General features: G+C 68.9%; 24 protein-coding genes. 11 read left to right on the top strand and 13 right to left on the bottom strand.

Going from position 1 to position 26345, the window contains the following annotated elements; all coding sequences use genetic code 11:
• Window positions 1–3 precede the first annotated feature (3 nt).
• From ACSQ3Y_RS09385 to ACSQ3Y_RS09395, 3 genes are read left to right on the top strand one after another with little or no spacing between them, the layout of a single operon-like run.
• Complete coding sequence (locus ACSQ3Y_RS09385; RefSeq protein WP_436177075.1) at window positions 4–3135, top strand: MdtB/MuxB family multidrug efflux RND transporter permease subunit; 3132 nt, start codon at window positions 4–6, stop codon at window positions 3133–3135.
• Window positions 3132–6269, top strand: coding sequence for an efflux RND transporter permease subunit (locus ACSQ3Y_RS09390; protein ID WP_436177076.1), 3138 nt, complete (start codon window positions 3132–3134; stop codon window positions 6267–6269). Before ACSQ3Y_RS09385 ends, ACSQ3Y_RS09390 begins: the two co-directional genes overlap by 4 nt.
• Window positions 6269–7723 carry an efflux transporter outer membrane subunit gene (locus tag ACSQ3Y_RS09395; RefSeq protein ID WP_436177077.1) on the top strand — a complete coding sequence of 485 codons (1455 nt, stop codon included), beginning with the start codon at window positions 6269–6271 and terminating at the stop codon, window positions 7721–7723. Before ACSQ3Y_RS09390 ends, ACSQ3Y_RS09395 begins: the two co-directional genes overlap by 1 nt.
• Here ACSQ3Y_RS09395 and ACSQ3Y_RS09400 read toward each other — a convergent pair.
• Together ACSQ3Y_RS09400 and ACSQ3Y_RS09405 are read right to left on the bottom strand one after the other, a co-directional pair.
• On the bottom strand, window positions 7683–8381 hold the full coding sequence (locus ACSQ3Y_RS09400) for a nucleotidyltransferase domain-containing protein (protein WP_436177078.1): 699 nt from the start codon (window positions 8379–8381) through the stop codon (window positions 7683–7685). The genes ACSQ3Y_RS09395 and ACSQ3Y_RS09400 overlap by 41 nt on opposite strands.
• Window positions 8378–9289: a LysR substrate-binding domain-containing protein gene (locus tag ACSQ3Y_RS09405; protein ID WP_436177079.1), complete on the bottom strand. Its 912-nt coding sequence runs from the start codon at window positions 9287–9289 to the stop codon at window positions 8378–8380. The genes ACSQ3Y_RS09400 and ACSQ3Y_RS09405 overlap by 4 nt, the downstream gene beginning before the upstream one ends.
• Before the next feature lie 181 nt (window positions 9290–9470).
• Between ACSQ3Y_RS09405 and ACSQ3Y_RS09410 the strand changes: the two genes are divergently transcribed.
• Genes ACSQ3Y_RS09410 through ACSQ3Y_RS09430 form a run of 5 tightly spaced genes read left to right on the top strand, consistent with a single transcriptional unit; the run spans window position 9471 to window position 13750 of the window.
• Window positions 9471–10238, top strand: coding sequence for an ABC transporter permease (locus ACSQ3Y_RS09410; protein ID WP_436177080.1), 768 nt, complete (start codon window positions 9471–9473; stop codon window positions 10236–10238).
• Complete coding sequence (locus ACSQ3Y_RS09415) at window positions 10235–11263, top strand: ABC transporter ATP-binding protein (RefSeq protein WP_436177081.1); 1029 nt, start codon at window positions 10235–10237, stop codon at window positions 11261–11263. The genes ACSQ3Y_RS09410 and ACSQ3Y_RS09415 overlap by 4 nt, the downstream gene beginning before the upstream one ends.
• Before the next feature lie 40 nt (window positions 11264–11303).
• Entirely contained in the window at window positions 11304–12395 is a 1092-nt protein-coding gene (locus ACSQ3Y_RS09420) for an extracellular solute-binding protein (protein WP_436177082.1), read from the top strand.
• Between the two features lie 10 nt (window positions 12396–12405).
• Window positions 12406–13227 (top strand): ABC transporter permease, encoded by an 822-nt coding sequence (locus tag ACSQ3Y_RS09425; protein WP_436177083.1) that lies wholly within the window; start codon window positions 12406–12408, stop codon window positions 13225–13227.
• Window positions 13178–13750: a TIGR00725 family protein gene (locus tag ACSQ3Y_RS09430; protein WP_436177084.1), complete on the top strand. Its 573-nt coding sequence runs from the start codon at window positions 13178–13180 to the stop codon at window positions 13748–13750. The genes ACSQ3Y_RS09425 and ACSQ3Y_RS09430 overlap by 50 nt, the downstream gene beginning before the upstream one ends.
• Before the next feature lie 16 nt (window positions 13751–13766).
• On the opposite strand, the gene ACSQ3Y_RS09435 is transcribed toward ACSQ3Y_RS09430, so the two are convergent.
• From ACSQ3Y_RS09435 to ACSQ3Y_RS09445, 3 genes are all read right to left on the bottom strand, one after another.
• On the bottom strand, window positions 13767–14411 hold the full coding sequence (locus ACSQ3Y_RS09435) for an SMI1/KNR4 family protein (protein WP_436177085.1): 645 nt from the start codon (window positions 14409–14411) through the stop codon (window positions 13767–13769).
• A gap of 16 nt (window positions 14412–14427) precedes the next feature.
• Window positions 14428–15744, bottom strand: a complete 1317-nt coding sequence (locus ACSQ3Y_RS09440; protein ID WP_436177086.1) for a hypothetical protein — start codon at window positions 15742–15744, stop codon at window positions 14428–14430.
• Between the two features lie 133 nt (window positions 15745–15877).
• Window positions 15878–16846 (bottom strand): helix-turn-helix transcriptional regulator, encoded by a 969-nt coding sequence (locus tag ACSQ3Y_RS09445; RefSeq protein ID WP_436177087.1) that lies wholly within the window; start codon window positions 16844–16846, stop codon window positions 15878–15880.
• A gap of 125 nt (window positions 16847–16971) precedes the next feature.
• Here ACSQ3Y_RS09445 and ACSQ3Y_RS09450 point away from each other — a divergent pair, with 125 nt between their 5' ends.
• On the top strand, window positions 16972–17583 hold the full coding sequence (locus ACSQ3Y_RS09450; RefSeq protein WP_436177088.1) for a glutathione S-transferase family protein: 612 nt from the start codon (window positions 16972–16974) through the stop codon (window positions 17581–17583).
• 9 nt (window positions 17584–17592) lie between these two features.
• Here the strand turns inward: ACSQ3Y_RS09450 and ACSQ3Y_RS09455 are convergent, their stop codons facing one another.
• From ACSQ3Y_RS09455 to ACSQ3Y_RS09490, 8 genes are all read right to left on the bottom strand, one after another.
• Entirely contained in the window at window positions 17593–18849 is a 1257-nt protein-coding gene (locus tag ACSQ3Y_RS09455; RefSeq protein ID WP_436177089.1) for a putative Na+/H+ antiporter, read from the bottom strand.
• A 125-nt stretch (window positions 18850–18974) separates the two neighbouring features.
• Complete coding sequence (locus ACSQ3Y_RS09460; RefSeq protein ID WP_436177090.1) at window positions 18975–19805, bottom strand: LytR/AlgR family response regulator transcription factor; 831 nt, start codon at window positions 19803–19805, stop codon at window positions 18975–18977.
• Complete coding sequence (locus tag ACSQ3Y_RS09465; protein WP_436180100.1) at window positions 19802–20869, bottom strand: sensor histidine kinase; 1068 nt, start codon at window positions 20867–20869, stop codon at window positions 19802–19804. Before ACSQ3Y_RS09465 ends, ACSQ3Y_RS09460 begins: the two co-directional genes overlap by 4 nt.
• Window positions 20870–21064: 195 nt before the next feature.
• Window positions 21065–21361: a 2TM domain-containing protein gene (locus tag ACSQ3Y_RS09470; protein WP_436177091.1), complete on the bottom strand. Its 297-nt coding sequence runs from the start codon at window positions 21359–21361 to the stop codon at window positions 21065–21067.
• 33 nt (window positions 21362–21394) lie between these two features.
• Entirely contained in the window at window positions 21395–22459 is a 1065-nt protein-coding gene (locus tag ACSQ3Y_RS09475) for an alpha/beta hydrolase family protein (RefSeq protein ID WP_436177092.1), read from the bottom strand.
• A 21-nt stretch (window positions 22460–22480) separates the two neighbouring features.
• The gene (locus ACSQ3Y_RS09480) at window positions 22481–22777 is read right to left on the bottom strand and encodes a 2TM domain-containing protein (protein ID WP_436177093.1); all 297 of its coding nucleotides are present in this window, start codon (window positions 22775–22777) and stop codon (window positions 22481–22483) included.
• 34 nt (window positions 22778–22811) lie between these two features.
• Entirely contained in the window at window positions 22812–23387 is a 576-nt protein-coding gene (locus ACSQ3Y_RS09485; RefSeq protein ID WP_436177094.1) for a DUF6622 family protein, read from the bottom strand.
• 47 nt (window positions 23388–23434) lie between these two features.
• Window positions 23435–23845, bottom strand: a complete 411-nt coding sequence (locus ACSQ3Y_RS09490) for a DUF2306 domain-containing protein (protein ID WP_436177095.1) — start codon at window positions 23843–23845, stop codon at window positions 23435–23437.
• Between the two features lie 207 nt (window positions 23846–24052).
• On the opposite strand from ACSQ3Y_RS09490, the gene ACSQ3Y_RS09495 reads away from it, so the two are divergent.
• Both ACSQ3Y_RS09495 and ACSQ3Y_RS09500 read left to right on the top strand, forming a co-directional pair.
• Window positions 24053–24877, top strand: coding sequence for an undecaprenyl-diphosphate phosphatase (locus tag ACSQ3Y_RS09495; RefSeq protein WP_436177096.1), 825 nt, complete (start codon window positions 24053–24055; stop codon window positions 24875–24877).
• A gap of 136 nt (window positions 24878–25013) precedes the next feature.
• Window positions 25014–26342: a diguanylate cyclase domain-containing protein gene (locus tag ACSQ3Y_RS09500; protein ID WP_057201203.1), complete on the top strand. Its 1329-nt coding sequence runs from the start codon at window positions 25014–25016 to the stop codon at window positions 26340–26342.
• Window positions 26343–26345 lie beyond the last annotated feature (3 nt).

A 26345-nucleotide genomic window follows, 5' to 3' on the forward strand; every position in this document is an offset into this window, starting at 1 on the left:
CCCATGAACCTTTCGCGCATCTTCATCCTGCGCCCCATCGCCACCTCGCTGCTGATGGTGGCGCTCTTGATCGCAGGCCTGCTGGCCTACCGGCTGCTGCCCATCTCGGCCCTGCCCGAGGTGGACTACCCCACCATCCAGGTCACCACGCTGTACCCGGGCGCCAGCCCCGACGTGATGACCTCCAACGTCACCGCGCCGCTGGAGCGCCAGTTCGGCCAGATGCCGGGCCTGTCGCAGATGTCCTCCACCAGCTCGGGCGGGGCCTCGGTCATCACCCTGCGCTTTGCGCTCGACATGGCCATGGACGTGGCCGAGCAACAGGTGCAGGCGGCCATCAACGCCGGCAGCAACCTGCTGCCGAACGACCTGCCCATGCCGCCCATCTACAGCAAGGTGAACCCGGCGGACGCACCCATCCTCACGCTGGCCATCACCTCGCCCTCGCTGCCGGTGATCCGCGTCAACGACCTGGTGGAAAACCGCCTGGCACCCAAGCTCTCGCAGGTCAAGGGCGTGGGCCTGGTGGCCATCGCCGGTGGGCGCCGCCCGGCCGTGCGCATCCAGGTCAATCCGGTGGCGCTGGCGGCGGTGGGCATGACGCTCGAAGACGTGCGCAGCATGATCGCCTCGTCCAACGTCAAGCAGGCCAAGGGCGGCTTCGACGGCCCGGCACGCGCTTCGACCATCGACGCCAATGACCAGTTGCAGTCGGCGGCGGAGTACCAGAACCTGGTGATCGCATTGCGCAATGGCGTGCCGGTGCGCCTGAGCGACGTGGCCGCCACGGTGGACGATGCCGAGAACACCCGGCTGGCCGCCTGGGCCGGCACGCCCGACACGGGGGCGCGCGCAGGCGTGATCCTCAACATCCGGCGCCAGCCCGGCGCCAACGTGATCGAGACGGTGGACCGCATCAAGGCCCTGCTGCCCCAGCTGCAGAGCACGCTGCCGGCCTCGCTCGACGTGCAGATCCTCACCGACCGCACGGTCACCATACGCGCCTCGGTCAAGGACATGCAGGTCGAGCTGGCCCTGGCCATCGGCCTGGTGGTGGCGGTGATCTTCGTGTTTTTGCGCAGCGCCTCGGCCACGCTCATCCCCAGCGTGGCGGTGCCGCTGTCGCTGGTGGGCACCTTCGGCGTCATGTACATGGCGGGCTTTTCCATCAACAACCTCACGCTGATGGCGCTGACCATCTCCACCGGCTTCGTGGTGGACGATGCCATCGTGATGATCGAGAACATCGCGCGTTACGTGGAAGAGGGCGAGCACCCGCTGCAGGCGGCGCTCAAGGGGGCCAAGCAAATCGGCTTCACCATCATCTCGCTGACCATCTCGCTGATCGCGGTGCTGATCCCGCTGCTCTTCATGGGCGACGTGGTGGGCCGGCTGTTCCACGAGTTCGCGATCACCATGGCCGTGGCCATTCTGATCTCGGCCGTGGTCTCGCTCACGCTCACGCCCATGCTGTGCGCGCGCCTGTTGCGCCACACGCCCGAGGAAAGCCATGGCCGCCTGTACCAGGCCACGGGCCGCTTCTTCGACCGCACCATCGCCCACTATGGCCGCGCGCTGAACTGGGTGCTGGGCCACCAGGGGCTCACCTGGATCGTCTTCATCGCCACGCTGGCGCTCACGGTGCTGCTGTACATGGTGGTGCCCAAGGGCTTCTTCCCGGTGCAGGACACGGGCACGCTGCAGGCCACGACCGAGGCGGACCAGTCGATCTCGTTCGCAGCCATGGCCGAGCGCCAGCAGCAACTGGCCGAGCGCATCCTGCGCGATCCGGCGGTCAAGAGCGTCTCTTCCTTCATCGGGGTAGATGGAGCCAACACCACGCTCAATACCGGTCGCCTGCTGATCGACCTGAAGCCCCATAGCGAGCGCGACAAGGCGTCCACCGTGGTGCGCCGCCTGGCCGACGACACGGCCGACCTGCCCGGCATCCGCCTGTACGCCCAGCCGGTGCAGGACCTGACCATCGAAGACCGCGTGGCGCGCACGCAGTACCAGTTGCTGATCTCCTCGCCCGATTCGGCGCAGCTTGAAGCCAGCACCGCCGACCTGGTGCGCCGCATGCGCGGCCTGCCGCAACTGGCAGACGTGGCCAGCGACCTGCAGAGCCAGGGCCTGCAGGCTTATGTGCAGATCGACCGGGCCCAGGCCAGCCGCCTGGGGGTCACGGTGTCGGGCATCGACACGGCGCTGTACAACGCCTTCGGCCAGCGCCTCATCTCCACCATCTTCACCCAGTCCAACCAGTACCGCGTGGTGCTGGAGGTGGCGCCGCAGTTCAAGGTGGGCCCCGAGGCGCTGGCCAACATCTACGTCACCTCCACGGCGGGCAAGCCGGTGGCGCTGTCCACCGTGGCGCGCATCGAAGAGCGGCCCATGGCCCTGGGCGTGAACCACGTGGGCCAGTTGCCCGCGGCCACCATTTCTTTCAACACCGCGCCCGGCGTGGCGCTGGGCGACGCGGTCAAGGCCATCCAGGCCGAGCAGGCCGCCGCCAAGGAAGCGGGGCTGCTGCCGCTGTCGGTGGAGACCAGCTTCCAGGGCGCGGCGCTGGCCTTTCAGGCCTCGCTGTCGAACACGCTGCTGCTGATTTTGGCGGCGGTGGTCACCATGTACATCGTGCTCGGCGTGCTGTACGAAAGCACCATCCATCCGATCACCATCCTCTCCACCCTGCCGTCGGCGGGCGTGGGCGCGCTGCTGGCCCTGCTGGTGACGGGGCTCGATGTGGACATCATCGCCATCATCGGCATCGTGCTCTTGATCGGCATCGTCAAGAAGAACGCGATCATGATGATCGACTTCGCGCTGGAGGCCCAGCGCGAGCAGGGCATGGGCGCGCGCGAGGCCATCTACCAGGCCTGCCTGCTGCGCTTTCGCCCGATCCTGATGACCACGCTGGCGGCCCTGCTGGGCGCGCTGCCGCTGATGCTGGGCACGGGCGTGGGCAGCGAGCTGCGCCATCCGCTCGGGGTGACCATGGTCGGCGGCCTCATCGTGAGCCAGCTGCTCACGCTGTTCACCACGCCGGTGATCTACCTGACCTTCGAGAACGCGGCCGAGCGCTGGCGCGCACGGCGCGCAGCCAAGGCGGCACATGCCGAGGGAGCGGTGTGAGCCTGTCCACCCCCTTCATCCACCGGCCCATCGCCACCATGCTGCTCACCATCGGCCTGGCGCTGGCGGGGGCGGTGTCGTACTTTCTGTTGCCCGTGGCGCCGCTGCCGCAGGTCGACTACCCCACCATCTCGGTCACGGCCAGCCTGCCTGGGGCCAGCCCCGACACCATTGCCGCCACCGTGGCCACGCCGCTGGAGCGCGCGCTGGGCGCTATCGCGGGCGTCAATGAAATCACCTCGCGCTCTACGCTGGGCAGCACCTCCATCACGCTGCAGTTCGACCTGAGCCGCACTGTGGACAGCGCCGCGCGCGACGTGCAGGCGGCCATCAACGCATCGCGCACGCTGCTGCCCACGGGCATGCCCAGCAACCCCACCTACCGCAAGGTGAACCCGGCCGATTCGCCCATCATGATCCTGGCGCTCACGTCCGAGTCGCTCACGCGCGGGCAGATGTACGACGCGGCCTCCACCGTCATGGCGCAAAAGCTCTCGCAGGTCGAGGGCGTGGGCCAGGCCTCGATCAGCGGCGGTGCGCTGCCCGCCGTGCGCGTGCAGCTCGACCCGTTGCGCCTGGCGGCCAACGGCGTCTCGCTGGAGCAGGTGCGCGCGGCCATTACCAGCACCAATGCCAATCGTCCGCTCGGCTCGGTCGAGCGCGAGGACCACTACTGGCAGGTGACCGCCAACGACCAGGCCCGCGTGGCGGCCGACTACGCGCCCCTGGTGCTGCGCTGGAAGGACGGCAATGCCATCCGCCTGGCCGACGTGGCCCAGGTCACCGACTCGGTGCAGGACGTGCGCAACTTCGGCGTGGCCAACGGCAAGCCGGCCATCCTGCTGCAGGCGTACAAGCAGCCGGGCGCCAACATCCTCGAAGCCGTGGAGCGCGTGCGTGCGCTGCTGCCGGCGCTCAAGGCCTCCATCCCCGCGGCCATCGACATCGAGATCGTCTCCGACCGCACGCCCACGCTGCGTGCCTCGGTCAAGGAGGTGGAGCGCGCCCTGCTGATCGCCGTGGCGCTGGTGATCATGGTGGTGTTTTTGTTTCTGCGCAATGCGCGCGCCACGCTCATCCCCAGCGTGGCGGTGCCGGTGTCGCTGGCCGGCACCTTCGGCATCATGTACCTGGCGGGCTACACGCTCGACAACCTGTCGCTGATGGCGCTCACCGTGGCCACCGGATTCGTGGTGGACGACGCTATCGTGGTGCTCGAGAACATCATGCGCCACATGGAGCGTGGCAAGACCGCGCTGCAGGCCTCGCTCGACGGGGCGCGCGAGATCGGCTTCACCGTGGTGTCCATGAGCATCTCGCTGATCGCGGTGTTCGTACCCATTTTGTTCATGGGCGGCATCGTGGGCCGGTTCTTTCGCGAGTTCGCCATCGTCATGTCGGCCGCCATCCTGGTGTCGCTGGTGGTCTCGCTGACCACCACGCCCATGATGTGCGCCGTGCTGCTCAAGCAGCACCGCGTGCCCAAGGCGCCCAGCCAGTCCCGCTGGGCGCGCTTTTCGCGCTGGGTCGACCGGCTGCAGGAGCGCGGCCTGCGCGCCTATCGCCGCAGCCTGGCCTGGTGCCTGCGCCACCAGCCCGTGGTGCTGCTGGTGCTGGCGGGCGTGGTGGCCAGCAACGTCTACCTGTACACCGCCATCGACAAGGGCTTCATGCCCGAGCAGGACACGGGCCGCATCTCGGGCTTCATCCGGGCCGACCAGGCCACCTCGTTCCAGGCCATGGAGCAGCGGCTGCAGCGTTTCCTGTCCATCGTGCAGGCCGACCCGGCCGTGGAGCATGTCACCGGATTCACAGGCGGCTGGCAGCGCAATGCGGCCATGATGTTCATGTCGCTCAAGCGCGGGCCGGGGCAGGAGAGCTCCGAGGTGGTGATCAACCGCCTGCGCGAGCAGCTCAAGAATGAGCCCGGCGCGCGCCTGTTCATGACGCCCCAGCGCGACATCCGCATTGGCGGGCGGCAGAGCAGCGCCTCGTTCGACTACACCCTGCAGGCCGACGACATCGCCGAGCTGCGCACCTGGGAGCCGCGCATTCGCCAGGCCCTGTCGCAACTGCCCGAGCTGGAGGACGTGAACAGCGACGTGCAGGACTACGGGCTGCAGACCACGCTGGTGATCGACCGCGACGCCGCCACCCGCATGGGCCTGACGGTGGCCACCATCGACGCCACGCTCAACGACGCCTTCGGCCAGCGCCAGGTGGGCGTGATCTACAACCCGCTCAACCAGTACCGCGTGGTGATGGAGGCCGCGCCCCAGTACCTGCAGGACCCCGAGACGCTGCGCAGCTTCTTCTTCGTGAACAACCTGGGCCAGCAGATACCGCTCACGGCTTTTGCGCGCATCACGCAGACCAACACGCCGCTGTCGGTCAGCCACGACCGGGGTACACCGGCCAGTACCGTGAGCTTCAGTCTGGCGCCGGGCATTTCACTGTCGCAGGCGACCGACGCGGTGCACAACGCGGTGTCCGAGCTCGGTGTGCCGGTGGGCATCCGCGGCACCTTCGGCGGCACGGCCGGGGCCTTCCAGGACGCGCTGGCCGGGCAGCCCCTGCTGATCCTGGCGGCCATCATCACCATCTACCTGGTGCTGGGTATCCTCTACGAGAACCTGGTGCATCCGCTCACCATCCTGTCCACCCTGCCGTCGGCCGGCGTGGGGGCGCTGCTGGCGCTGATGCTGTTCAAGACCGAGTTCTCGCTGATCGCATTGATCGGTGTGATCCTGCTCATCGGCATCGTCAAGAAGAACGCGATCATGATGATCGACTTCGCGCTGGTGCGCCAGCGCGGCGGCCATGTGAGCGCCGCCCAGGCCATCTACCGCGCCTGCAACCTGCGCCTGCGCCCCATCCTCATGACCACCATGGCGGCTATCTTCGGCGCGCTGCCGCTGGCCCTGGGTCGGGCCGATGGCGCCGAGCTGCGCCAGCCCCTGGGTATCGCCATCGTGGGCGGGCTGCTCTTCAGCCAGGTGCTCACGCTCTACACGACGCCCGTGGTCTACGTGGCGCTGGACCGCCTGCGCGCCCGCGTGCTGCGCACGGCGCGCCGCTGGCGCAGGCAGCGTCCAGCGCCGGGCCCCACCGTGGCGCTTCAAGGAAACGATTGATGCTTTCGACCCCTTCTTCCCCGTTTCCTGCACGCCTGGCGCTCTCGCTGGCCCTGCTGGCCCTGCTCGGTGCCTGCGCCAGCCAGCAGGCCTACGAGCGCCCGGCCATGGACATCCCGCCGGCCTACAAGGAAAGCAGCGCCGCCGCCCAGGGCCTGTGGCAGCCCGCCCAGCCCGGTGGCGACCAAGCCGTGCCCACAGCATGGTGGTCGCTGTATGGCGATGCCACGCTGGATGCGCTGCAGCAGCAGGCCGCCGCCGGCAACCAGAACATCGCGCTGAGCGTGGCCCGCCTGCGGTCCGCGCAGGCAGCCGTGGCCAGCAGCAGCGCCAGCCTGCTGCCCAGCCTGGGCGCCAGTGCCAGCAGCGCGCGCTCGCGCAGCGGCAGCACGCTGCAGGCCGACGGCAGCAGCAATGCGCGCATCAGCACCAGCCATTCGCTGGGCCTCAACGCCAGCTGGGAGCTGGACCTGTGGGGCCGCATTGCGGGCACGGTGGATTCCGCGCGCGCCAGCGCCCAGGCCAGCGCCGACGACCTGGCCGCCATGCGCCTGTCGGTGCAGGCCACGGTGGCGCAGACCTATTTTTCGCTGCGCGCCGCCGAGGCCCAGGCGCGGCTGCTGCGCGAAACGCTCGATGCCTATGACCGCAGCTGGGAGCTCACGCGCAACCGCCAGGCTGCCGGCGTGGCATCGCTGGCCGACGTGGCCCAGGCCGAGGCGCAGTACAAGAACACCCAGGTGCAGCTGCTCGAATCCGAGACCAGCCGCACCCAGCTCGAACATGCGCTGGCCGCGCTGGTGGGGCAGGCGCCCGCCGCCTTCAGCCTGCCGGCCACGGCCGAGCTGCCAGCCCCGCCGCCCGTGCCCGCGCAACTGCCCTCTCAGCTGCTGGAGCGCCGCCCCGACATCGCTGCGGCCGAGCGCCGCGTGGCCGCCGCCAATGCCCAGATCGGCGTGGCGCGCGCGGCCTTCTTCCCGGCGCTCACGCTCTCGGGCTCGGCCGGTTACCGGGGCTCGGAGCTGTCCAACCTGCTGAGTGCGCCCAACCTCTTCTGGTCGCTGGGCCCGGCGCTGGCGGTCTCGCTGTTCGATGGCGGTGCGCGCACTGCCGCCGTGGAATCGGCCCGCGCCAGCAATGACCAGGCCGCTGCGAGCTACCGCCAGACGGTGCTGACCGCCCTGCAGGAGGTGGAGGACAACCTCACGGCCGCCACCGCCCTGGCGCAGGAGCAGCAGCTGCAGACCGAGGCCCTGGCCGCCGCCCAGCGCGCCCTCGACGTGGTGAACAACCAGTACCGCGCGGGCACCGTGGGCTTCCTCAACGTGATCACGGCCCAGGCCTCGGTGCTGTCGTCGCAGCGCAGCCTGATCGATGTGAAGAACCGCCGCCTGGCAGCCGTGAACACGCTGCTCAAGAACGTGGCGGGAAACTGGGAGCCGCTGGGGAGGTGACGGGCGGATCGCCGGCCACCAGCCAGACTGCGTGGTGGATGCTCTCGGACAATGCACCGGGCTGCAAGGCCGATTTCAGGGCGATGGCGACCGTCGGATCGTGCTCGCCCAGCCACTGCAGCGCCTTCTTCGGGCCTTCGTACCACAGGCCGCGCAAGGCGAAGTAGTCTTCCAGCAACGAGGTCAGCAGCCAGGCGCGGCGGTAGTGGCCTTCGGCATCGCCGCGCTCCATGCGCGCCACCATCTTCCAGGCCCAGGATCTGCGGGCGCGGGCCTCATCGGCAGGCAGCGCGGGTGGTCCTTGGGCGAACAGGGCTTGCAGTCCTTGCAGAAAGCGGTCGGCCTGCTGTGCGCGCTGCACCAGCACCACGCTCTGGCGCAGCTTCAGGAACTCGGTGGCGGGCTGCTGCAGCAACACCGATTCGGGGTAGATGAATACATCGAGAAAGACGCCGTCCACCACCCGCGTATCGCGGGCCGTGTCCTCGCGCGGGGCGAAGGCGGCGATGTCGCAGTCGCTGTCCTGGTCCTCGCTGCCGTTCGCGCGCGAGCCGTAGAGCAGTACCGTGTGTGCCCCGCCGTCCTGGACCAGTTCGTTGCAGAAGGTGCGCAGCAAAGGCGTCCAGGTAAAGCCCGTGGGCTGGTGGTGTGCGGTCATTCTGCAGCCCCGCCACGCGACTGCGCGCCTTCGGCCAGCAGCCATTCGCGGAATGCCGCAAACGCCGGCAGGTCCAGCCGGTCGGGTCGGTAGCACAGGTAGTGGCCCTGGTCCACGCGAATGGCGCTGCCGCAGGGGGCGAGCAGCGAGCCCTCGGCAAACTCCTTTTGCACCAGCAGGGCCGGCACCAGACCGATGCCCAGGCCGTTGAGTGCGGCCTGGATCAGCGCCGAATACTGGGCGAAGCGTGGGCCCGCGAGGGTCTGCACCTCGGGCACGCCGTGCTGCGCGGCCCATTGTCGCCAGGCCGTGGGGGCGCCCTCGTGGTGCAGCAGGGTGTGGCCCAGAATGTCGGCGGGCTGGGCGATGCGGTGGCGCCCCTCGACCATGCTGCGCGCCACGATGAGCACGAACTCGCGTCCCGCGATGTACTCGGACACCACGCCCGGCCAGCCGTCAGGCCCGTAGCGGATGGCAGCATCCACCCCGGCCGGTATGCCGTCGCTGGGCTCCAGGTGGCGGCTGAAGCTGAGCATCACGTGGCGGCTCTTCTGGCTGAAGTCCGGCAGCCGCGGGATCAGCCACTTGGTGAGGAAGGTGGGCACACTCGCCAGCGTGAGCAGGCCCGCACCCGCATCGCCCGAGCGGGCCTCGAAGGTGGCCGCCTCGATGGCGCGCAGGCCGCCCGAGATCTTCTGCCAGTACACCCGCCCTTGTGGGGTGAGCTCCACCCCGCGGCCGTTCTTCTGCAGCAGTTGGCGGCCCAGAAAGGCTTCCAGCCCTGCCACCTGCTTGCTCACGGCGCTGGCCGTGATGCACAGCGCGCCCGAGGCCAGGGTGATGCTCTGGTGCCGGGCCACGGCGTCGAAGGCCAGCAGTTCCTGGATGGTCGGGCAGTCGCGTTTCATATCCGGGTTTGGTGAAAGCTGTGTGAAAAACGTTTTCCAATTGCTCAGCTGTCCTCATCCAGGTTTCACCCATCTTGGGGCGGTCTCTCCCTAGAATTTGGCCAGTGCTGCGGCATGCCTTGTGGCGGACAGTAGCGCATCCGGAAAGTATGCCGGTGATTCTGACATTGGAGACAACAACGTGGTCCGCGGCATTTCCCTCATCTACGGCCTGTACCTGCTGCTGCCCATCGCACTGCTCATGGTCGGCAGCGTGGGCGGCAACTGGACCAATACGCTGCTGCCCACGGGCACCACGGGCCAGTGGTACCTCGACCTCTGGCAAGACACCTCGTTCCGCAAGGCCTTCGTGAGCAGCCTGGTGGTGGCCATGGCCGCCTGCGCCATCAACACCGTGCTGGCCCTGCCGCTGGCCTATGCGCTGTACCACGGCGCGCGCCGCAGCGGCGGTATGGCGGCGCGCATCGTGAGCGCCATGCCCGTGGCCGTGCCGGCCATCACCCTGGCTTTTGGCTACATGGTGGTGTTCAACACCGATCTTGCGCCCTGGCTCGGCTCCATGCCGCTCTTGATCGCGGCGCACGCCATCCTCACGCTGCCCTACCTCACCAACACGCTGCTGACCGATCTGCGCCACCTGGACCTCTCCCGGCTCGAACAGGCCGCAGCCACCCTGGGCGCCTCGGGCTGGCAGCAGTTCACCGGCATCGTGCTGCCCAGCCTGCGCCAGAGCCTGATCAGCGGGCTCGTCATGGTGGCCGCCATCTCGGTCGGCGAGTTCGGCGTATCGAACCTGCTCACCAGCTTTCAGAACCGCACCTACCCGGTGGTGCTGCTGCAGGCCTTCTACGGCGCCACGGGTTTTGCCTGCGCTGCCACGGTGATCCTGCTGGTGCTGGCCGGGGCATCGGCCCTCCTGTCCTCCTCTTTGGTAAAGCAGCGCCCATGAGCCTCGTCCTCGACAACGTCAGCTACCACTACCCGGGCAGTGCGCACGGCCTGCACGAGGTGTCGCTGCAGGTGCGCACCGGCGAACTGGTGGCGGTGATCGGGCCCAGCGGCTCGGGCAAATCCACGCTGCTCCAGCTGGTGTCGGGGCTCACCACCGGCCATACCGGCCACATTGCCTTCGATGGCAAGGACATGTCGCGCACACCGGTGCACGAGCGCCGCATGGGCATGGTGTTCCAGAGCTATGCCCTGTTCCCGCACCTCAGCGTGCTCGACAACGTGGCCTACGGCCTCAAGCTGCGCAAGGTGGGCGTGGCCGAGCGCCACCGGCGAGCGCAGGAGCTGCTCGACATCGTGGGCCTGGGCGGCTATGCGCAACGCGGCGTTGCCCAGCTCTCGGGCGGGCAGCAGCAGCGCGTGGCACTGGCCCGTGCGCTGGCCATCGACCCGCTGGCGCTGCTGCTCGACGAGCCGCTGTCGGCGCTCGATGCCAGTGTGCGCGGACACCTGCGCGACGAGATCCGCGCCATCCAGCAGCGCTTTGGCGCCACCACGCTGCTGGTCACGCACGACCAGGAGGAAGCGCTGGTGATGGCCGACCGCGTGGCCATGCTCAAGGACGGCCGGCTGCTGCAGATCGCCACCCCGCGCGAGATCTACGAGCAGCCCGCCAGCCGCGCGGTGGCCGAGTTCGTTGGCCTCTCGACCATCCTGCCTGCCAAAGTGGCATCGCCCGGGCGGCTCGACCTGGGGTTTGCCGAACTGGCGGCCAACACGGGCACCCGCGCTGCAGGCGCCCAGGTGCATGTGCTGGTGCGCCCCGAGCATATCCAGCCCGACCCGCCGCCAGGCAGCCTGAACCGCCTGGCCGGGCGCACCGGTGCCCAGCGCTACCTGGGGGCGCTCACGCGCTACGACTTCGAGGTGCCCGGTGCGGCCAAGCCCTTCCTGGCCGAGTCGCCCATACCTGCGGCTCAAGCCATCGCCATCGCGCCCGAGCACATCCGCCTTCTTGACGACTGAGTTCCTTCCCTCACCCAACCCATCCCACCGAGGAGCCACCATGCAACGCAGACAACTGATCCAGGCCGCCGGCGCATTGCCCGTACTGTCATTCGCAACGCTTGCCGCACGTACCGCCTTCGCCTTCGACGGCCCCGAGCTCTATGCGGGCGAGAAGGCCTTGTACGCCGAGGCGCAGAAGGAAGGTCTGTGCGTCTCGTTCGACACAGGCCCCGAGTGGGCCAACTGGAAGTCGCTGTTCCGCGACTTCAAGAAGCGCTACCCCGAGATCGAGCTGACCTACAACGACATCGGTTCTGCCGCCACCGTGGTGGCGCTGGAAAAGACCCGCCGCCGCCCGCAGGCCGACACCGCCTACTACTTCGCCGCGTCGGCCGTGGACGCGGCGAAGAAGGACGTGGTCGCCCCCTTCAAGCCCGTCAACTTCGACAAGCTGCCACCCGTGTTCCGCGAGGCCGAGGGCCGCTGGTTCACCATCCACACGCTCAACATCGCCTTCCTGGTGAACAAGAAGCTGGTGAAGAACGTGCCCACCGGCTGGGCCGACCTGCTCAAGCCCGAGTTCAAGAACACCGTGGTCTACCTGGACCCGCGCTCCACCGGCATCGGCCAGGTGCTGACCTTTGCCGCGGCCTACGCCAACGGCGGCAGCGTGGACAACGTGCAGCCCGGCACCGACTACCTGGGCAAGCTGCATGCCGCCGGCAATGTGCTGCGCGTGGAGGGCACCACGCCCTACGCCAAGTTCCTCAAGGGCGAGATCCCGGTCTGGATCAGCTACGAGAACGATGGCCTCAAGGCCAAGCATGTGGACGGTATGGGCGATGCGGTCGAGGTGGTGATCCCCAAGGAGGCCAGCGTGGCCGCGCCCTATGCCATCAGCCTGGTGAAGAACGGCCCCAACCCCAATGCCGGCAAGCTCTGGCTCAACTTCATCATGAGCGAGGCCGGGCAGACGCTGTTCGCGCAGGGCTTCGTGCGCCCTGCTGTGCCCGGCACGCCGCTGTCTGCCGACGTGGCCGCGAAGATGCCGGCCGCGCCGCAGATCCGCCCGCTCGACGTGGTCAAGGCCTCCGAGCGCAAGGCCGAGGTGGACCGCCTGTGGGCCCTGGCCGCACTGGGCAACAAATAGGATCGCCAGCATGCGACGCTTTGGTGCCTGGCCCGCATGGGCCTTCATGGCGCTCTTTTTCGCGGTGCCGCTGGCGGCGCTGCTGCCCGAGGCCTTCGGCGATGGTGGCAGCGCCTTCGCGCGCCTGTTCGGCAACCCGCTGTTCATCGGGGCGCTGCGCAACACGCTGGCGCTGGGGCTGGCGGCGGGCGCGGTGTCGGCGCTGGTGGGCGCCTGCATCGCCATCGAGCTGGCACGCCAGAGCCCGTCGCGGCGCCAGTGGATGATGACCCTGCTGGGCCTGCCGCTGGCCTTCTCGGGGCTGGTGATCGCCTACGGCTTCATCCTGGCCTTTGGGCGCGCGGGCTTCGTCACGCAACTGCTGGCGGGGCTGGGTGGCGACCCGGCGGTGATCGGCAGCTGGATCTACAGCGTCTCGGGCCTGGGCGTGGCCTATGCCTACTACCTGATCCCGCGCGTGGCCCTGTCGCTGTACCCGGTGTTCGCCAACCTTGACCTGCGCCCGGTGCAGGCCGCGCGCACGCTGGGCGCGTCGCGCGCGCGGGCCTTTTGGGACACGGTGGTGCCCGAGGTGCTGCCCTCGGTGCTGTCCAACGCCTGCATGGTGGCCGCGATCGCCATGGGCACCTACGGCACGGCGCTGGCGCTGGTGGGCACGCAGCTCAACATCCTGCCGCTGATGCTGCTGGCACAGGTCAGCGATGGCGGGTCGGATTTCGCGGTGGCAGCGGCCTTGTCGCTGGTGCTGATGGTCGTGTGTGTGGTCGTGATGGGAGTGGGTGATGTCTTTACGCGAAGGCGCGAGCGGGGTGCGGTCGGTGCCGGTCATTGAGGTGCTGTCGGCACCGGTCATGCAGTCGCTGCAGCGCCTGGCCCTGAAACAGCAGGGGCCCGCGCGCCACCGCCAGCCGGTGGCCGTGATCGGGCCGGGCGATGCCAACGAGGCAGAGTGCGCCGCTGCCTATGCCGTGGCGCATGCGCTGGCGGGCGCCGGCATGGTGGTGATCTGCGGCGGGCGCGGCGGTGTCATGGCCGCCGCATCGCGCGGGGCCAGCGAGGCCGGGGGAATTGCCGTGGGCATCCTGCCCGAGGACGATGACTCCCAGGCCAACGAGTGGCTGAGTGTGGCGGTGCCCACCGGCATGGGGGAGATGCGCAACGCCATCATCGCGCGCGCCGGCGTCTGCCTGGTGGCCATCGGCAGCAACATGGGCACCCTGTCGGAGATGGCCATGGGCCTCAAGTGGGGCAAGCCGGTCTTCGTGCTGTACGGTGGCGTGGAATTGCCTGGTGCGGTGCTGGTCAGCGACGTGAACGACATGCTGGCCAGGGTGCTGGCCTGCCTGCTTGCTTGAAGCGGGCGCGCGCGCTTCAGTCGTGGGCCTCCAGCTCCACACCGAGCAGGTCCTCCAGCGCCCAGAAGGATTCATCCGTCAGCGTGCCCACGAAAAGGCGCACACCGTCGTCCCACTCCACCTGGCACACGGCCTGGCCCGGCCGCAGGTAGGCGCTCATCCCGTTGACCGTGCCCAGGTGGTGCCAGTCGCCGCCTGCGAGCGCCGCCGCTGCGGCGGGCGTTGCCAGGCCCGAGCCCGTGAAGGGCAGGGCTTCGCCAAAGGCGGCCTGCCACGCCAGCATGGCGGCGATGAAGCCAGAGCAGGTGTCGCTGGCCGCATGCCACTCCAGCGTGGCGCCGGTGGTCGCTATCCATACGGGCGGGTCGGCCGGGGCATCGGCGCTGCAGTCCACGCCGTATCGCACCACGTCCTGGTTTTCTTCCACGAAGATCAGCCTGCCGTCCTGCACACCCCATTCCGACGGTGCCAGGAACTGGTCGTACACGGCGGTGAAGTCGCGCGCATTGCCGGCCTGCAGGTAGAAATCGCGCAGTGCGTCCGGCACGGTGACCTGCAGGCCGGCCTCGGCCTTGTCGATGGCCTGCGGCGGCACGGCGTCCTGCGCGGCCAGGCGGCGCCCGAGCATGGCGAAGAGTTCCGGGTAGGGCAGGGTGGTCATGGTGCGTATCGTACGTTCACAGCTGTGGAAAGTTCCACGCCGCCAGGTGCCTGAGGTCCTTGGCGGAGCCCACGGGCAATCGGTCTGGCGTCGGCTGCGCATGGGGCGGCGCGGGCACCTGCGCGGCGATGCGTTTCACGCCGGTGGTCTTGTCCAGCCCGGCGCACCAGGTCTGCCAGCGGCTGCCGTCGTGCGTGCGGTCACGAAAGCCCCGGCCGGCCACGGCGTCGGCGGTGGGCGGTATGGGCGAGAGGATGTCCAGGTACTCCATGCGGCCGCGCAGGATGCCGCGCGCATCGGGCGTCACCTCGTGGCAGTAGGCGGCGCCCCAGAGGTCTTCGCGAAAGCGCACGGCATACACGTCCCCTGCGGCCAGCGGGCCCGGCAGGGCGCGGGGCGCCCTGGCCACACCGGGGGGTTGCGCCGCAGGCCTGGCACGGGGTGGTGGGGGTGGGGCAGCGGGTTCCCCTTCAGGGCGCTCCAGGTGGCCGAACAGGTGCTGCAGCAGGGCGCCGTTGGTGCCATCGCCCGCCGACCACCAGGCCAGCGGCGCGGGCACTTCCACGCGCACGCTGGGTCGCTGGTCGCGTTCGCGCGCCGTGGTGAAGCGGGTGAACAGGCCGGGGCGTTCGGGCGTCTCCAGCACCCCCATGAAAGCCAGCGCTTCGAGCAGTGATCCGTAGCGCTGGGGCTTGTGCGGCCGCAGCAGTTTCGTCTCCTGGAGGCTTTTGCGTGCCTGGCTGTAGCGGGTGGCTGGGTGCAGGGCGCGCAGCAGGTCCAGCAGGTGGTGCAGCAGCCAGACGTCGCGCGGCGTGGGGCGGGGCCAAAGCTCCTGCGGTAGCTTCAGTGCGTCTTCAAGGGCCAGCACGGCACCCAGCGGGCCGTCCTCGTCGCTCCAGCCCGAGCCTTCGATGCCGCGGAAGTAGGCCAGCAGGGTGCGGTCCTTGGCCGATGTGGTGTGAAAGCAGATGGCGCAGCGATCTCCTTGCTGGCCCATGGGCTGCATTGCATGCACCGGCATCGCCAGGCCCAGGGCCACCGATGGCAGCACGGCCTGCCAGTGCAGCCCGCCTGATCCCAGAGAGGACACGAAGGCGTCGGCCGCGCGCCGCAGGTCCACCTGCGCGGCCAGGCTGCGCAAGCGCTGCGTGGCCGCGTCGTGCGGCAGCTGCACCTGGTCGTTGGGCTCCCAGCCAGCATCGGCCAGCTGCTGGCGCTCTTGGGCCGTCACGGTGTCGGGAATGCGGTGGAACGTCTGGCCGTTGTCGTCGATGCCCATGTTGGCCGAGGCATAGATGCGCTGGAGCAGGGGCAGGACAGAATCGAAATCCATGGGTTCGTTGGCAGTTCGGTGAATGGAAAGACCATGGTGCCAGACGCACAGGGCGCGGACTGCAAACCCTGACCGGTCATCTGCAAAAGGGCGGCGTGGGCGTGAAAAATGCCCAGAAAACACGGGCTCCTGCTCAGGTGCGCCCGCGCGCCAGGCCGCGCGCCACGCGCTCGGTGGCGGCCTGCAGCAGGTCGCGCAGGCTCTCCGGCTCCAGCACCTCGAACTCCACGTCCAGCGCCAGCAGCCAGTGCACCAGCGTGCTTTGCTGGTGGGCGCCGCAGGCCAGCACGCAGCGCGCGTCGTCCAGCGCCTCCAGCACACCGGCGGACGGCGGTATGCGCCGTGCCATGGTGGCCTGCGGCTGGTGCAGGATGATGCGCGCCTGCTGCGGGTACTGCGTCAGCGCTACAGAGCGTGACACGTAGGCGCGCAGGTCGCCCCCGTCCGGGCCGGCGCGGGGGGCGAAGTGGGCACCCGCCACCGCATCGCCGGCCATGCGGTCGATGCGGAAGGTGCGCCAGTCGCTGCGCGCCGGGTCCCAGGCCACCAGGTACCAGCGCTGGCCGCTGTGCACCAGGCCCTGCGGCTCCACGCTGCGCTGGCTGGCCTGGCCCTTGCCGTCCAGGTAGGCGAAATCCACGCGCAGCTGGTCGCGGCAGGCCGTGGCCAGCACCGAGAGCGCCGCGGCGTGCACGGTCGGGCCCACATGCTCGGTGGGCAGGATGGCCGAGCGCAGCGCGTCGATGCGCTTGCGCAGGCGCGCGGGCATGACCTGTTCGAGCTTGACCATGGCGCGCAGCGAGCTTTCCTCCACCCCGCCCACGGTGCCGGCCGTGGCCAGGCGCAGGGCAATCGCCACGGCCAGGGCCTCCTCGTCGTCGAGCAGCAGCGGCGGCAATGCCTGGCCTGCACGGAACGCATAGCCGCCGGCCACGCCGCTGCTGGCGTGGATGGGGTAGCCCAGCTCGCGCAGCCGGTCGATGTCGCGGCGCACGGTGCGTGGGTGGATCTCCAGGCGCTCGGCCAGTTCGGCACCGGCCCAGTGGCTGCGGGTCTGCAGCAGAGAGAGCACGCGCAGCAGGCGGGAAGACGAGGACAGCATGGAAATGAATGTACGTCGAATCGAGGGCGGAATCTGTCCGCAATCGATCCTACATTGCACCCACGTTCTCGGCGCAGTGCCGAAACGGATTGAACCCGGCAACCAACCACTTCAAGGAGTCTCCCATGTCCATCGTCCTCTACTGGCACCCCATGTCCAGCGCCACCCCCATCGCCAGCGCACTGGTCGAACTGGGCATTCCCCACGAGCGCGTCACGCTGGACCTGAAGGCCGGCGACCAGCGCCGCCCCGAGTTCCTGGCCCTCAACCCCAATGGCAAGGTGCCCACCATGGTGGTGGACGGCAACCCCATGTTCGAGACCCTGGCCATCCATTTCTGGCTGGCCGGGCAGTACGGTGTGGAGCGCGGCCTGTGGCCGAAGGAGGGCACACCCGAGCGCATGCAGGCCCTGTCCTGGGCGACCTGGGCCTATGTGACCTACGGCACCCTGCTGGTGCGCCTGCATGTGGCCACGCAGGGTGATGAGGCCTTGCGCAGCGAGGTGCATGCGGCTGCAGCGCGCAGCGGCCTGGACCAGTTGCTCGCCCTGCTCGATGCCCGCCTGGCCGCACAGGCCTGGATGCTGGGCGCCGACTATTCGCTGGTGGACCTGATCGTGGGCGCCGTCCTCGGCTACAGCGTCTACGTCGGTGCGCCGGTGGCAGCGCACCCGCACGTGCAGGCCTGGCTGGAACTGGTGCAGGCGCGGCCCGCCATGCAGCTCAAGGCCGATTGATCAATTGCCCTAAAGAAGCAGGAAGGCTGCCGCCGCAACGGCGGTTGGCAGCAGCGCCCCCACCAGCAGCCCGCCCGCGCCGATGCTGCCGTCTTCGAAACCTCCCTTGAGCAGGGCCACGCCGGCGGGGTTGGGGGCGTTGGCGATCACGGTGAGGCCACCGCCTGCCACGGCACCCGCCACCAGCATGTACTTGGCCGGGTCGGACATGCCCTCGATCAGCGAGCCCAGGTAGGTCAGTGCCGCGTTGTCGGTGATGGCCGTGAGGCCCAGGGCCCCGGCGAACAGGGCCAGGGGCTGCAGGCCCGAGACGATGGGCTGCAGCCACCACTGCTGCATGCCGCCCAGCACCACCAGCCCGGCGAGAAAGAAGCCCACGAGCAATGCTTCCTTGATGATGAGCGGGCTCTGGTGCTTGTCGTAGGCCTGGGTGTAGCCCAGGAACATCAGGAACAGCGCCAGGAACACGACCGGGTGGTGGGCGAACAGCACCACGCCGGCCAGCAGGGCCAGGTGCACGGCCACCACCGCCATGGGGACGGGCGGCACGGAGGGTGCGGTGGCGGCAGGGGCCTCCAGCAGGTGCCGACGCAGCACGGCAGCGCAGACAGTGGCGTTGACCAGCACGGCGATGGCGGCCTTCCAGCCGAAGGTGGCCAGCATGAAGGCGCTGTCCCATTGCCAGGTGGTGGCCACCATCAGCACCGGTGGTGCGGCGTACGACGTGAGCGTGCCGCCGATGGACACGTTGACGAAGAGCACGCCCAGCGCAAAGTACTTCACGCGCTCGGGCACGGCCGGGCGAAAGATCTGCGGCGCCAGCATCAGCGCGGCAATGGTCATGGCCGCCGGCTCGGTGACCAGCGAGCCCAGCAGCGGCACGGCCGCCAGCCCCAGCCAGGCGGTGGCCAGGGGCGTGGGCAGAGGCATGCGCCGTGCCACGGCGTCGATCGCTGCGATCACGGTGCGCAGCACCGGGCTGGAGGCCGCGATCACCATCACCACGAAGACGAACAGGGGCTCGGTGTAGTTGCGCGACTCGGCATAGGCGAGTGCTCCGGTACCGCCCGAGATCAGGGCCATGGCGACCACGAGCACTATGGCCCAGAAGCCGAAGACCACCTCCACCTCGCCCAGCAGGTGGAGCAGGCCGGCATGGCGGGGGTAGCGGTGGGACAGCCGCTCGAACAGGCGCGCGGCAAAGGTGTGGATCAGGGCAATGCCGAAGAGGGCCGCCGCAATCCAGTGGATGGCGTGGGGTTGCATGGGTTTCCAGTCGCAGTGAAGCCGCGTGGCGGCCCGACCGACGCATGAACCTGCCATGCCCCTGCGGCATGTACACCCAGAGCCGATTTTACCAGAGCGCGCGTGCACGCGGCTCGGCACCGACTTTACATGGCCTTGAAGAGGTGCGCGTAGAGCCGGCTCACGGCCAGCTTCTCGGGGCGGCCCGAGAGGGCCAGGTGCAGCTTGCCGGCCTCGTCGCGCGTCACCGTGGTGATGGCGCTGGCGCGTACCAGGGTGCTGCGGTGGATCTGCCAGAACACGCTGGTGTCGAGCTGCTCCGTGAGCTCCTTGAGCGGCGTGCGGATCAGGAACTCGCGCTCCGCCGTGAGCACGCGCACGTATTTGTCGGCGGCCTCGAAGTACAGCACGTCGGCCACCGGCACCATGTGGATCTGGCTGCCGCTGCTGGCCTGGATCAGCGTGAGGGGTGTTGTGGGGCTCCCTGCCCCAGGGGCAGGTGCGGCGGAGGCCACCCCGGGCGCGGCCAGCAGGTGGCGCAACTGGGCCATGGTGGCTTCGAGCGCGCTGGCCGCAGGGGCCTGGGAGGCCAGCGCCTGCTGCAGTTTGTGCACGGTCTTCTGCAGGCGCGCGGCCTGCACCGGCTTGAGCAGGTAGTCCACGGCCTGCGCCTCGAAGGCCTGCACGGCGTACTGGTCGTAGGCCGTCACGAACACCAGGGCCGGGAAGGGCTTGTCCGCAGGCCAGGCATCGGCCAGCTCCACGGCCGCGTCCAGCCCGCTCTGGCCCGGCATGCGGATGTCGAAGAACAGCACCTCGGGCTGCAGCGCCAGCGCCTGGCGCACGGCCGAGAGGCCATCGCCCACGGTGGCGGCGATCTGCAGCGCCGGCCAGGCGCGGGCCAGCTCCTGCTGCAGGGCCATGGCCAGCAGGGGCTCGTCTTCGGCGATCAGGGCGCGCACGGTGGGGGTGTTCATGCCGGGCTCGTAGTCAAGGGAAAGGTGATGGTGGCGCTGGTACCCCGGGGCGCATGGGCGGCCAGCGCGAACTGCCCGGCCTCGCCATGCAGCGTGGCCAGGCGCTCGCGCACCTGGGTCAGTCCGAAACTGGTGCCCGGTGCCGTGGATGCGGCGGGCCGCGCGGCGCCCAGCCCGGCGCCAGTGTCGCTCACCTGCAGCACCAGCAGCATCCGGCCCTTGGGGCCGGCCTGTGTGCGCGCCTGCACGGTGATGTGGCCGCCTTCCACTTCGGGCTCCAGCCCGTGGCGGATGGCGTTTTCCACCAGCGGCTGCAGCAGCAGCGGGGGAACGGGCACCTCGCGCAAGGCCTCGGGCAGGTCCAGCGTGTAGGCCAGTCGCGGCCCCATGCGCACGGCCATGAGCTCCAGGTAGTCGGCCAGGCGCTGGAACTCGTCGGCCAGCGGGTGCTGCGTGCTGCGCGATGCGCTCAGCGTGGCCCGCAGGTAGGCGATCATGCGGTCCAGCATGTCCTGTGCGCGCACTGGGTCGGTGCCGATCAGCATGCGCAGGTTGGCCAGGGTGTTGAATAGCATGTGGGGTTCGAGCTGTGTCTCCAGCAGCTTGAGCTGGGCTTCGGTGGCCTGACTGTGCACCTCGGTCATGCGCGCCTGCATCCAGGCGCTCTTGCCGTTCACGTAGAAGTAGTAGCAGATGACGGTCCCCGCCACCACGGTGATGCCGATGGAGATGCGCAACTGCGCGCGCCCCGCACTGTCCCAAGACGAGGTGCCGCACCACCAGTCCGCCAGCACGGTGCCGCCTAGGTAGCCGAGCACGATACCCACCAGGGGCAGTGCAAAGCCCGCGATGCCCTTGGGCCAGCCGTACTCCTCGCTGGAGGCGAACAGGTGGCGGCCGAAGTCGACCAGCGCCCAGGTCAGCGTACCGATGGCCAGCGAGTAGGTGGCCGGTATGTAGTAGGGCTTGTCGGGCCGGAAGGCGTACTGGATGCCGGAGACCGCCAGGCAGAAGGCCAGGGTCTGCAGCAGGCGCTGCAGCTTGTCGAGCCAGTCGATCTTCATGGGCAGCATGCTGTCAGCGGGTGTGTCAATGGTCCACTGCGCCTCGCGCCACCCGTGGCGCATGAAACTGGCGCGGCCAAGGCCAGTGCCCCCGTGCAAGGGCCGCCCCGCCGCACCGGGGGCGTCCCCCTCCCAGATTGCGAAGCAATATGAGAGAGGGGTGAAGGCGCGAAGCGCCTCAGGGGGTGCTTCATGTCAGTTGCCGTCGCGCTGGCGCAGCAGGCGCTCGCGCTCTTTCTGCACCATGCGCTCGCGCAGGCCGCTGCCGGTGCCCAGCACGAACACCGAGACACCGTGCAGCGCCAGCCCCAGCCCCCAGCCCAGCAGCGGGTACACCGACCAGGGCCGGTTGCCGAAGCCGTAGCGCGACATGGAGAACACGATCAGGTTGACCACCACGTACAGGACGGCATGCATGTACCAGCCGAGCTTGGCACCTGCGCGTTTGCGGGCGAGCTTCTCGATGGCTTCAGGGGTCAGGGGGGCGGTCATGGTTGGGGTGATTCTAGGCTGCAGCGCGGTGCGCTACGGGGCCTTGGCCTGTACGGGTGCCGGCACCTGCAGGTGTTGCTCGAAGTAGCGCACGATCTTCTTGTCCACCGCGCGCATCTGGCCGCGGTCGAAGCCGGGCGGGTCGCCCAGCAGGCGCACGGCGAGCTCGGACATTTGAGAAAGCGCAGGCTGCGGCGAGAGCAGTGCGCCGTGGCCGGCGTCGGGCAGGGCGGCCAGCACGGTGCAGTGCCCGGCGCAGGCCTCGGTCACCCGGTCGCTGTGAAAGCGCGGCACCAGCCACAGGTCCTTGCCCGCAGTGATCAGCGCCAGCGGTACCCTGGGCCTGGCCAGCGACGCCATGTCGAAGTCTGCCGCGAGCGGCACGCCGGCCACGATGGCGGCGATGCGCGGCTCGTCGTGTGTGTACCAGGTAGCGTCTTCATAGCGCTGGCGGATCACGCCCAGTGCCACGGTCTTCTTCACGCCGTCGAGGAAATTGCCCTTGAGCTCGGTGAGCAGCCCCACGCAGGTGGCAAAGTCGTCGGCGATGTTCGCCTCGCAGTGCTGCCTGTACCGGGCCGGGGACCAGCGCCCGCCTGCCAGGCTCAGCGCCGTGTGGCCGCCGGCGGACATGCCGTACATGCCGACCCGGTCGAGCGAGAGCAGGGGCGCCAGTGCGGCATCCTTCGCGATGGCGTCAATGGCGCGCGAGACCTCGGCGGGGCGCTTCTTCCAGCTGTCGGGCCCGGGCTTGGACGGGTCCTTGGCATTGTCACCTGCATGTTCGGGCATGGCCACCACGAAGCCTGCAGCCACCAGCGAGCGCGCGAGGTCCGAATGCACCCAGGGGTTGCCCCCCGAACCGTGCGAGACCACGACCAGCCGGCCGTTGCCCTCCACCGGCGCGCCCTGCCAGGCAAGCTGCAGGTGGAATGGCCCACGCTGCAGTGGCTGATCGGCGGCACTGCTGAGGTAGTAGACCGTCACCGGGCCGTCACCTTGCAATCCGGCGATCTCCCGAAGGCCGACGCCCGCCTGTGCCAGACCCGCCGACAGGGCCAACAGGCCTGCGAATGCCAGATGGATGGGGTTGCGCATGGCTGTCTCCTTGGCCCGTGTTCAGGGACGGTTGTTGTTCTGGGCGATGCGATCGCGCTCGGATTGCACCATGCGTTCGTGCCAGTCCGAGCCACCGGCCAGGAAGAACACCACCATGCCGTGCACCAGCAGGCCGATGCCCCAGCCGGCGAGGGGGAACACCGCCCAGTGCCGGCCGCTGGACAGCGACAGCGATACCAGCAGCAGGTTGACCAGCACATACACGGTGGCGTGGATGAACCAGCCGAACTTGGCGCCGGCGCGCCTGCGGGCCAGGTTTTCGATGGGGTCGTTGGACAGTGGGTAGCGACGGGACATGGTGGATCTCCTTGGAAGGGGGCTGAAGTGCGAATCAGGCGGCAGCGTGGTCGGATGAGGTGGCCACCGCCCGGGGCGCCCTGGCCAAGCACCACAAGCGGGCCGAGCGGGCGATGAACAGGCCGTTGAACACGCCGTAGAGCGCCGCGATCTCCAGGTCGAAGGTGGCGTCGTGCGCCAGGGCGGGCTGCATGGCCATTTCGATGCCGACCAGGTACTTGGTCAAAAAGATGCCCAGGATCAGCAGCAGGGGCAGCGGGCTGCCGGGAATGTGGAAGCTGCGCGAGGCGGCCAGGTAGCGGGTGCCGGTCGGAGGGGTGGGCCACAGCGCCAGGGTGAGGGTGGCCACGACGGCTGCAGCAGCCATCCAGGCGGCCAGGGCGCCCAGCACCTGGCCGGAGCTGCCGAAGGCCGACACCAGCCCATAAACCGAGAACAGGGTCATGGCCACGGGCATCACCGCCACGCGGGTCAGGCTGGCGGTGCGGGCCACGAGCTGGCTGCCGCCCAGGGCGAGGAGCCCGGCGAGCAGGCCCCAGACCCAGGTGGGGGTCCTCTGCAGGACGGTGCCAAGGGCTTCGGGGTGGTGGATGAGAAGGTCGATGATCATGGCGTTGCTCCGGTGAGGGGGACGAAAAGTGGGCGGTGGGTGGGTGGTCAGGCGATGCCCAGCTGGCTCCAGAGCCACTGGCCGAGAAGGCGGTTGGGCAGCAGGGTGAAGGCACCGGCCACGAGGCACGAGCCGATGTAGGTGCCCTGCATGATCCGGCGGTGCGCCGCCACGTTGCCGCGCACGAGGAAGTGGAACGACAGGGCGATCAGGCCCAGGGTGACGGGGATCAGCAGGTGGATCAGGCCGAAGCCGCCCAGGCGCGGGCCCTTGTCGCCGCTGATGAACACGGCCGACAGGGCGACCGCCACCATCAGCGTGACCCAGGCATAGCCGGCTGCGCGGTGCAGGCGCTGGCGCTGGGTGCGGGTGCGACGGGCCCACACGGCCAGGGGCCCGATGGCCAGGGCGGCCAGCGCGGCGGCCATGTGGATGGCAATGACGGGGGTGATCTGCATGGTGGGCTCCTGGGGTCCGGTTTCTGCAATGGGCGTACTGTGCCGATCCCCTTGCGGGCCTGCCACCGGCCTGCGATGAAATGCACGGGCGAGGGAGCGAAATGCAGCGGACCGGAGCAAGGTGCAGGTGTTTTGGCGCCGGCCGGGGACGGTCGGCAGGGATAATCGGCAGCTTTTGCCGGCCCTGTGGGCCAAAAGGACGCACGCGTGGACCTCGTTTTGCTGGCCAAGGCCGCCCTCATGGGCGTGGTCGAAGGCCTGACCGAATTTCTCCCCATCTCCTCCACCGGCCACCTGATCCTGGCAGGCTCCCTGCTTGGCTTCGACGATGCCAAGGCCAAGGTCTTCGACATCGCCATCCAGACCGGCGCCATCTTCGCGGTCATCCTGGTCTACTGGCAGAAGATCCGTTCCACCCTGGTGGCGCTGCCGCGCGAGCGCAGCGCGCAGCGCCTGGTGCTCAACGTGCTCATCGGCTTTTTACCGGCGGTGGTGCTGGGCCTGCTGCTGGGCAAGGCCATCAAGGCGCACCTGTTCATCCCGGTGGTGGTGGCCAGCACCTTCATCCTGGGGGGCTTCGTCATCCTCTGGGCCGAAAAGCGCCCGCCGGGGGCCACCCGCATCCACGAGGTGGACGACATGGGCCCGCTCGATGCCCTCAAGGTGGGCCTGGTGCAGTGCCTGGCCATGGTGCCGGGCACCAGCCGCAGCGGCGCCACCATCATCGGTGGCATGCTGCTCGGGCTGTCGCGCAAGGCGGCCACCGATTTCTCGTTCTTCCTGGCCATGCCCACGCTGATCGGCGCCGGTGTGTACAGCCTGTACAAGGAGCGTGCGCTGCTGTCTGCAGCCGACATCCCGATGTTCGCCGTCGGGTTGGTGTTCTCGTTCTTCAGCGCCTGGCTGTGCGTGCGCTGGCTGCTGCGCTACATCAGTAGCCACAGCTTCGTGCCGTTTGCCTACTACCGCATCGTCTTCGGCATGGTGGTGTTGATCACGGCCTGGGGGGGGTGGGTGCGCTGGGCCGAGTAGCGGACTTGAGGGTATGTCGCAGCCATGGGCGGGCTGCGAAAGTGATAAGCTGTAACTTATGGTTGCGCTACCTGCCAGCGCGACCCTTGTTTTCGGCCTGCCAGTAGACGATCCTTGCCCCCGGGACTTTCTCCACATGACGCCAGACGAGCCAGAGATTCTGCCCCCACTCACCAGGCATACGGACTGGTCCCAGGAGGAGTTGCTCGATCTGATCACGCGCAGCGCGGGCGCCACCCTCGCCGCCGTGGACCGCAGCCTGCAGATGATCTATGTGAACGAGGAATATGCGCGCTGGTTCGGCAGCACGCCCGAGCGCCTCGTGGGCAAGACCCTGGTCGACCTGTATGGCGAACATGACTGCGCCCGCTTCATGCCTTTTGTAGAGCGCGTGCTCGGCGGCGAACGCGTGCAGTACCAGCGCCTGCTGCGCACCCCCTACGGGTTCGACGAATGGCGCACCATCTGCCTGACGCCCTGGCCAGCCCGCAACGGCGTCATCGATGGCTTCATCACCACGGCGCTCGACGTGCATGAACTGCAGGTCACCATGAATGCCCTGCGTGCGGCCAACCAGCGGCTGTCGTCGCACATGGAGAACAGCCCCCTGGCGGTGCTGGAGATGGACCAGGACCTGCGCCTGCTGCACTGCTCGCAGCGGGCGGTGCAACTGATGGGCTGGCTGCCGGTCGCGCACCTGGAGGGGCAGTCGCTCACGCAACTGCTGGGCCACACGTCCGACGAAGGCCTGCACCTGGCCCTGCAGCGGCTGCAACAGGGCCAGGAGGCACAGAACCGCGCCGAAACCTCCTTCGTCCGCCACGATGGTTCCGAAGTGCACTGTGAGTGGTTCAACTCCGCGCTGACCGATGCCGAAGGCCGCGTGACCTCCATCATGGCCCTGGTACAGGATGTCTCGGCCAAGATCCAGATTGCACGCCAGCAGCACTACCAGGCCAACCACGATTCACTGACCGGGTTGTACAACCGCGCAGCGTTCCACAGCCGTCTCGAACAGTCGCTGGCCCAGGTGCGCCAGAACGCGGGTTCGGTGGCACTGCTGTTCATCGATCTCGATGGTTTCAAGCGCGTCAACGACACGGAAGGCCACCATGCAGGGGACGAGGTGTTGCGCACCGTCGCCCAGCGGCTTTCCTCCACGGTGCGGGCGGGCGACACCATCGCCCGCCTGGGGGGCGACGAGTTCCTGGTCATGCTGGACCGCGAGGTCACGCGCGACGTGACCGACGCCATCGGCCAGCGCATCATCCACGCGCTGCATGAACCCATGTGGGTAGAAGAGCGCGCGCTGTACGTCGGCGCCAGCATCGGCGTAGCGATGCATCCCCCGCTCGAAGGCGAGACCGATGCCCTCATGAACCGCGCCGACCAGGCCATGTATGCGGCCAAGCGCGCCGGCAAGGGGCGGCTGCACTACGCTGAGCGCGCATTGCAGCAAACGTGATGA

Source organism: Acidovorax sp. LjRoot66 (assembly GCF_964253305.1).
Lineage (GTDB): Bacteria > Pseudomonadota > Gammaproteobacteria > Burkholderiales > Burkholderiaceae_C > Acidovorax.

Excerpts from the sequence above, each read along its gene's own strand:
- ACSQ3Y_RS09470 (WP_436177091.1), bottom strand. The coding sequence starts at position 21,361 with ATGACCGCCCCCCTGACCCCTGAAGCCATCGAGAAGCTCGCCCGCAAA.
- ACSQ3Y_RS09480 (WP_436177093.1), bottom strand. The coding sequence starts at position 22,777 with ATGTCCCGTCGCTACCCACTGTCCAACGACCCCATCGAAAACCTGGCC.
- ACSQ3Y_RS09430 (WP_436177084.1), top strand. The coding sequence starts at position 13,178 with ATGTCTTTACGCGAAGGCGCGAGCGGGGTGCGGTCGGTGCCGGTCATT.
- ACSQ3Y_RS09460 (WP_436177090.1), bottom strand. The coding sequence starts at position 19,805 with ATGAACACCCCCACCGTGCGCGCCCTGATCGCCGAAGACGAGCCCCTG.
- ACSQ3Y_RS09385 (WP_436177075.1), top strand. The coding sequence starts at position 4 with ATGAACCTTTCGCGCATCTTCATCCTGCGCCCCATCGCCACCTCGCTG.
- ACSQ3Y_RS09440 (WP_436177086.1), bottom strand. The coding sequence starts at position 15,744 with ATGGATTTCGATTCTGTCCTGCCCCTGCTCCAGCGCATCTATGCCTCG.
- ACSQ3Y_RS09490 (WP_436177095.1), bottom strand. The coding sequence starts at position 23,845 with ATGCAGATCACCCCCGTCATTGCCATCCACATGGCCGCCGCGCTGGCC.
- ACSQ3Y_RS09405 (WP_436177079.1), bottom strand. The coding sequence starts at position 9,289 with ATGAAACGCGACTGCCCGACCATCCAGGAACTGCTGGCCTTCGACGCC.
- ACSQ3Y_RS09395 (WP_436177077.1), top strand. The coding sequence starts at position 6,269 with ATGCTTTCGACCCCTTCTTCCCCGTTTCCTGCACGCCTGGCGCTCTCG.
- ACSQ3Y_RS09500 (WP_057201203.1), top strand. The coding sequence starts at position 25,014 with ATGACGCCAGACGAGCCAGAGATTCTGCCCCCACTCACCAGGCATACG.
- ACSQ3Y_RS09415 (WP_436177081.1), top strand. The coding sequence starts at position 10,235 with ATGAGCCTCGTCCTCGACAACGTCAGCTACCACTACCCGGGCAGTGCG.
- ACSQ3Y_RS09465 (WP_436180100.1), bottom strand. The coding sequence starts at position 20,869 with ATGAAGATCGACTGGCTCGACAAGCTGCAGCGCCTGCTGCAGACCCTG.
- ACSQ3Y_RS09420 (WP_436177082.1), top strand. The coding sequence starts at position 11,304 with ATGCAACGCAGACAACTGATCCAGGCCGCCGGCGCATTGCCCGTACTG.
- ACSQ3Y_RS09475 (WP_436177092.1), bottom strand. The coding sequence starts at position 22,459 with ATGCGCAACCCCATCCATCTGGCATTCGCAGGCCTGTTGGCCCTGTCG.
- ACSQ3Y_RS09455 (WP_436177089.1), bottom strand. The coding sequence starts at position 18,849 with ATGCAACCCCACGCCATCCACTGGATTGCGGCGGCCCTCTTCGGCATT.
- ACSQ3Y_RS09400 (WP_436177078.1), bottom strand. The coding sequence starts at position 8,381 with ATGACCGCACACCACCAGCCCACGGGCTTTACCTGGACGCCTTTGCTG.
- ACSQ3Y_RS09425 (WP_436177083.1), top strand. The coding sequence starts at position 12,406 with ATGCGACGCTTTGGTGCCTGGCCCGCATGGGCCTTCATGGCGCTCTTT.
- ACSQ3Y_RS09445 (WP_436177087.1), bottom strand. The coding sequence starts at position 16,846 with ATGCTGTCCTCGTCTTCCCGCCTGCTGCGCGTGCTCTCTCTGCTGCAG.
- ACSQ3Y_RS09450 (WP_436177088.1), top strand. The coding sequence starts at position 16,972 with ATGTCCATCGTCCTCTACTGGCACCCCATGTCCAGCGCCACCCCCATC.
- ACSQ3Y_RS09485 (WP_436177094.1), bottom strand. The coding sequence starts at position 23,387 with ATGATCATCGACCTTCTCATCCACCACCCCGAAGCCCTTGGCACCGTC.
- ACSQ3Y_RS09435 (WP_436177085.1), bottom strand. The coding sequence starts at position 14,411 with ATGACCACCCTGCCCTACCCGGAACTCTTCGCCATGCTCGGGCGCCGC.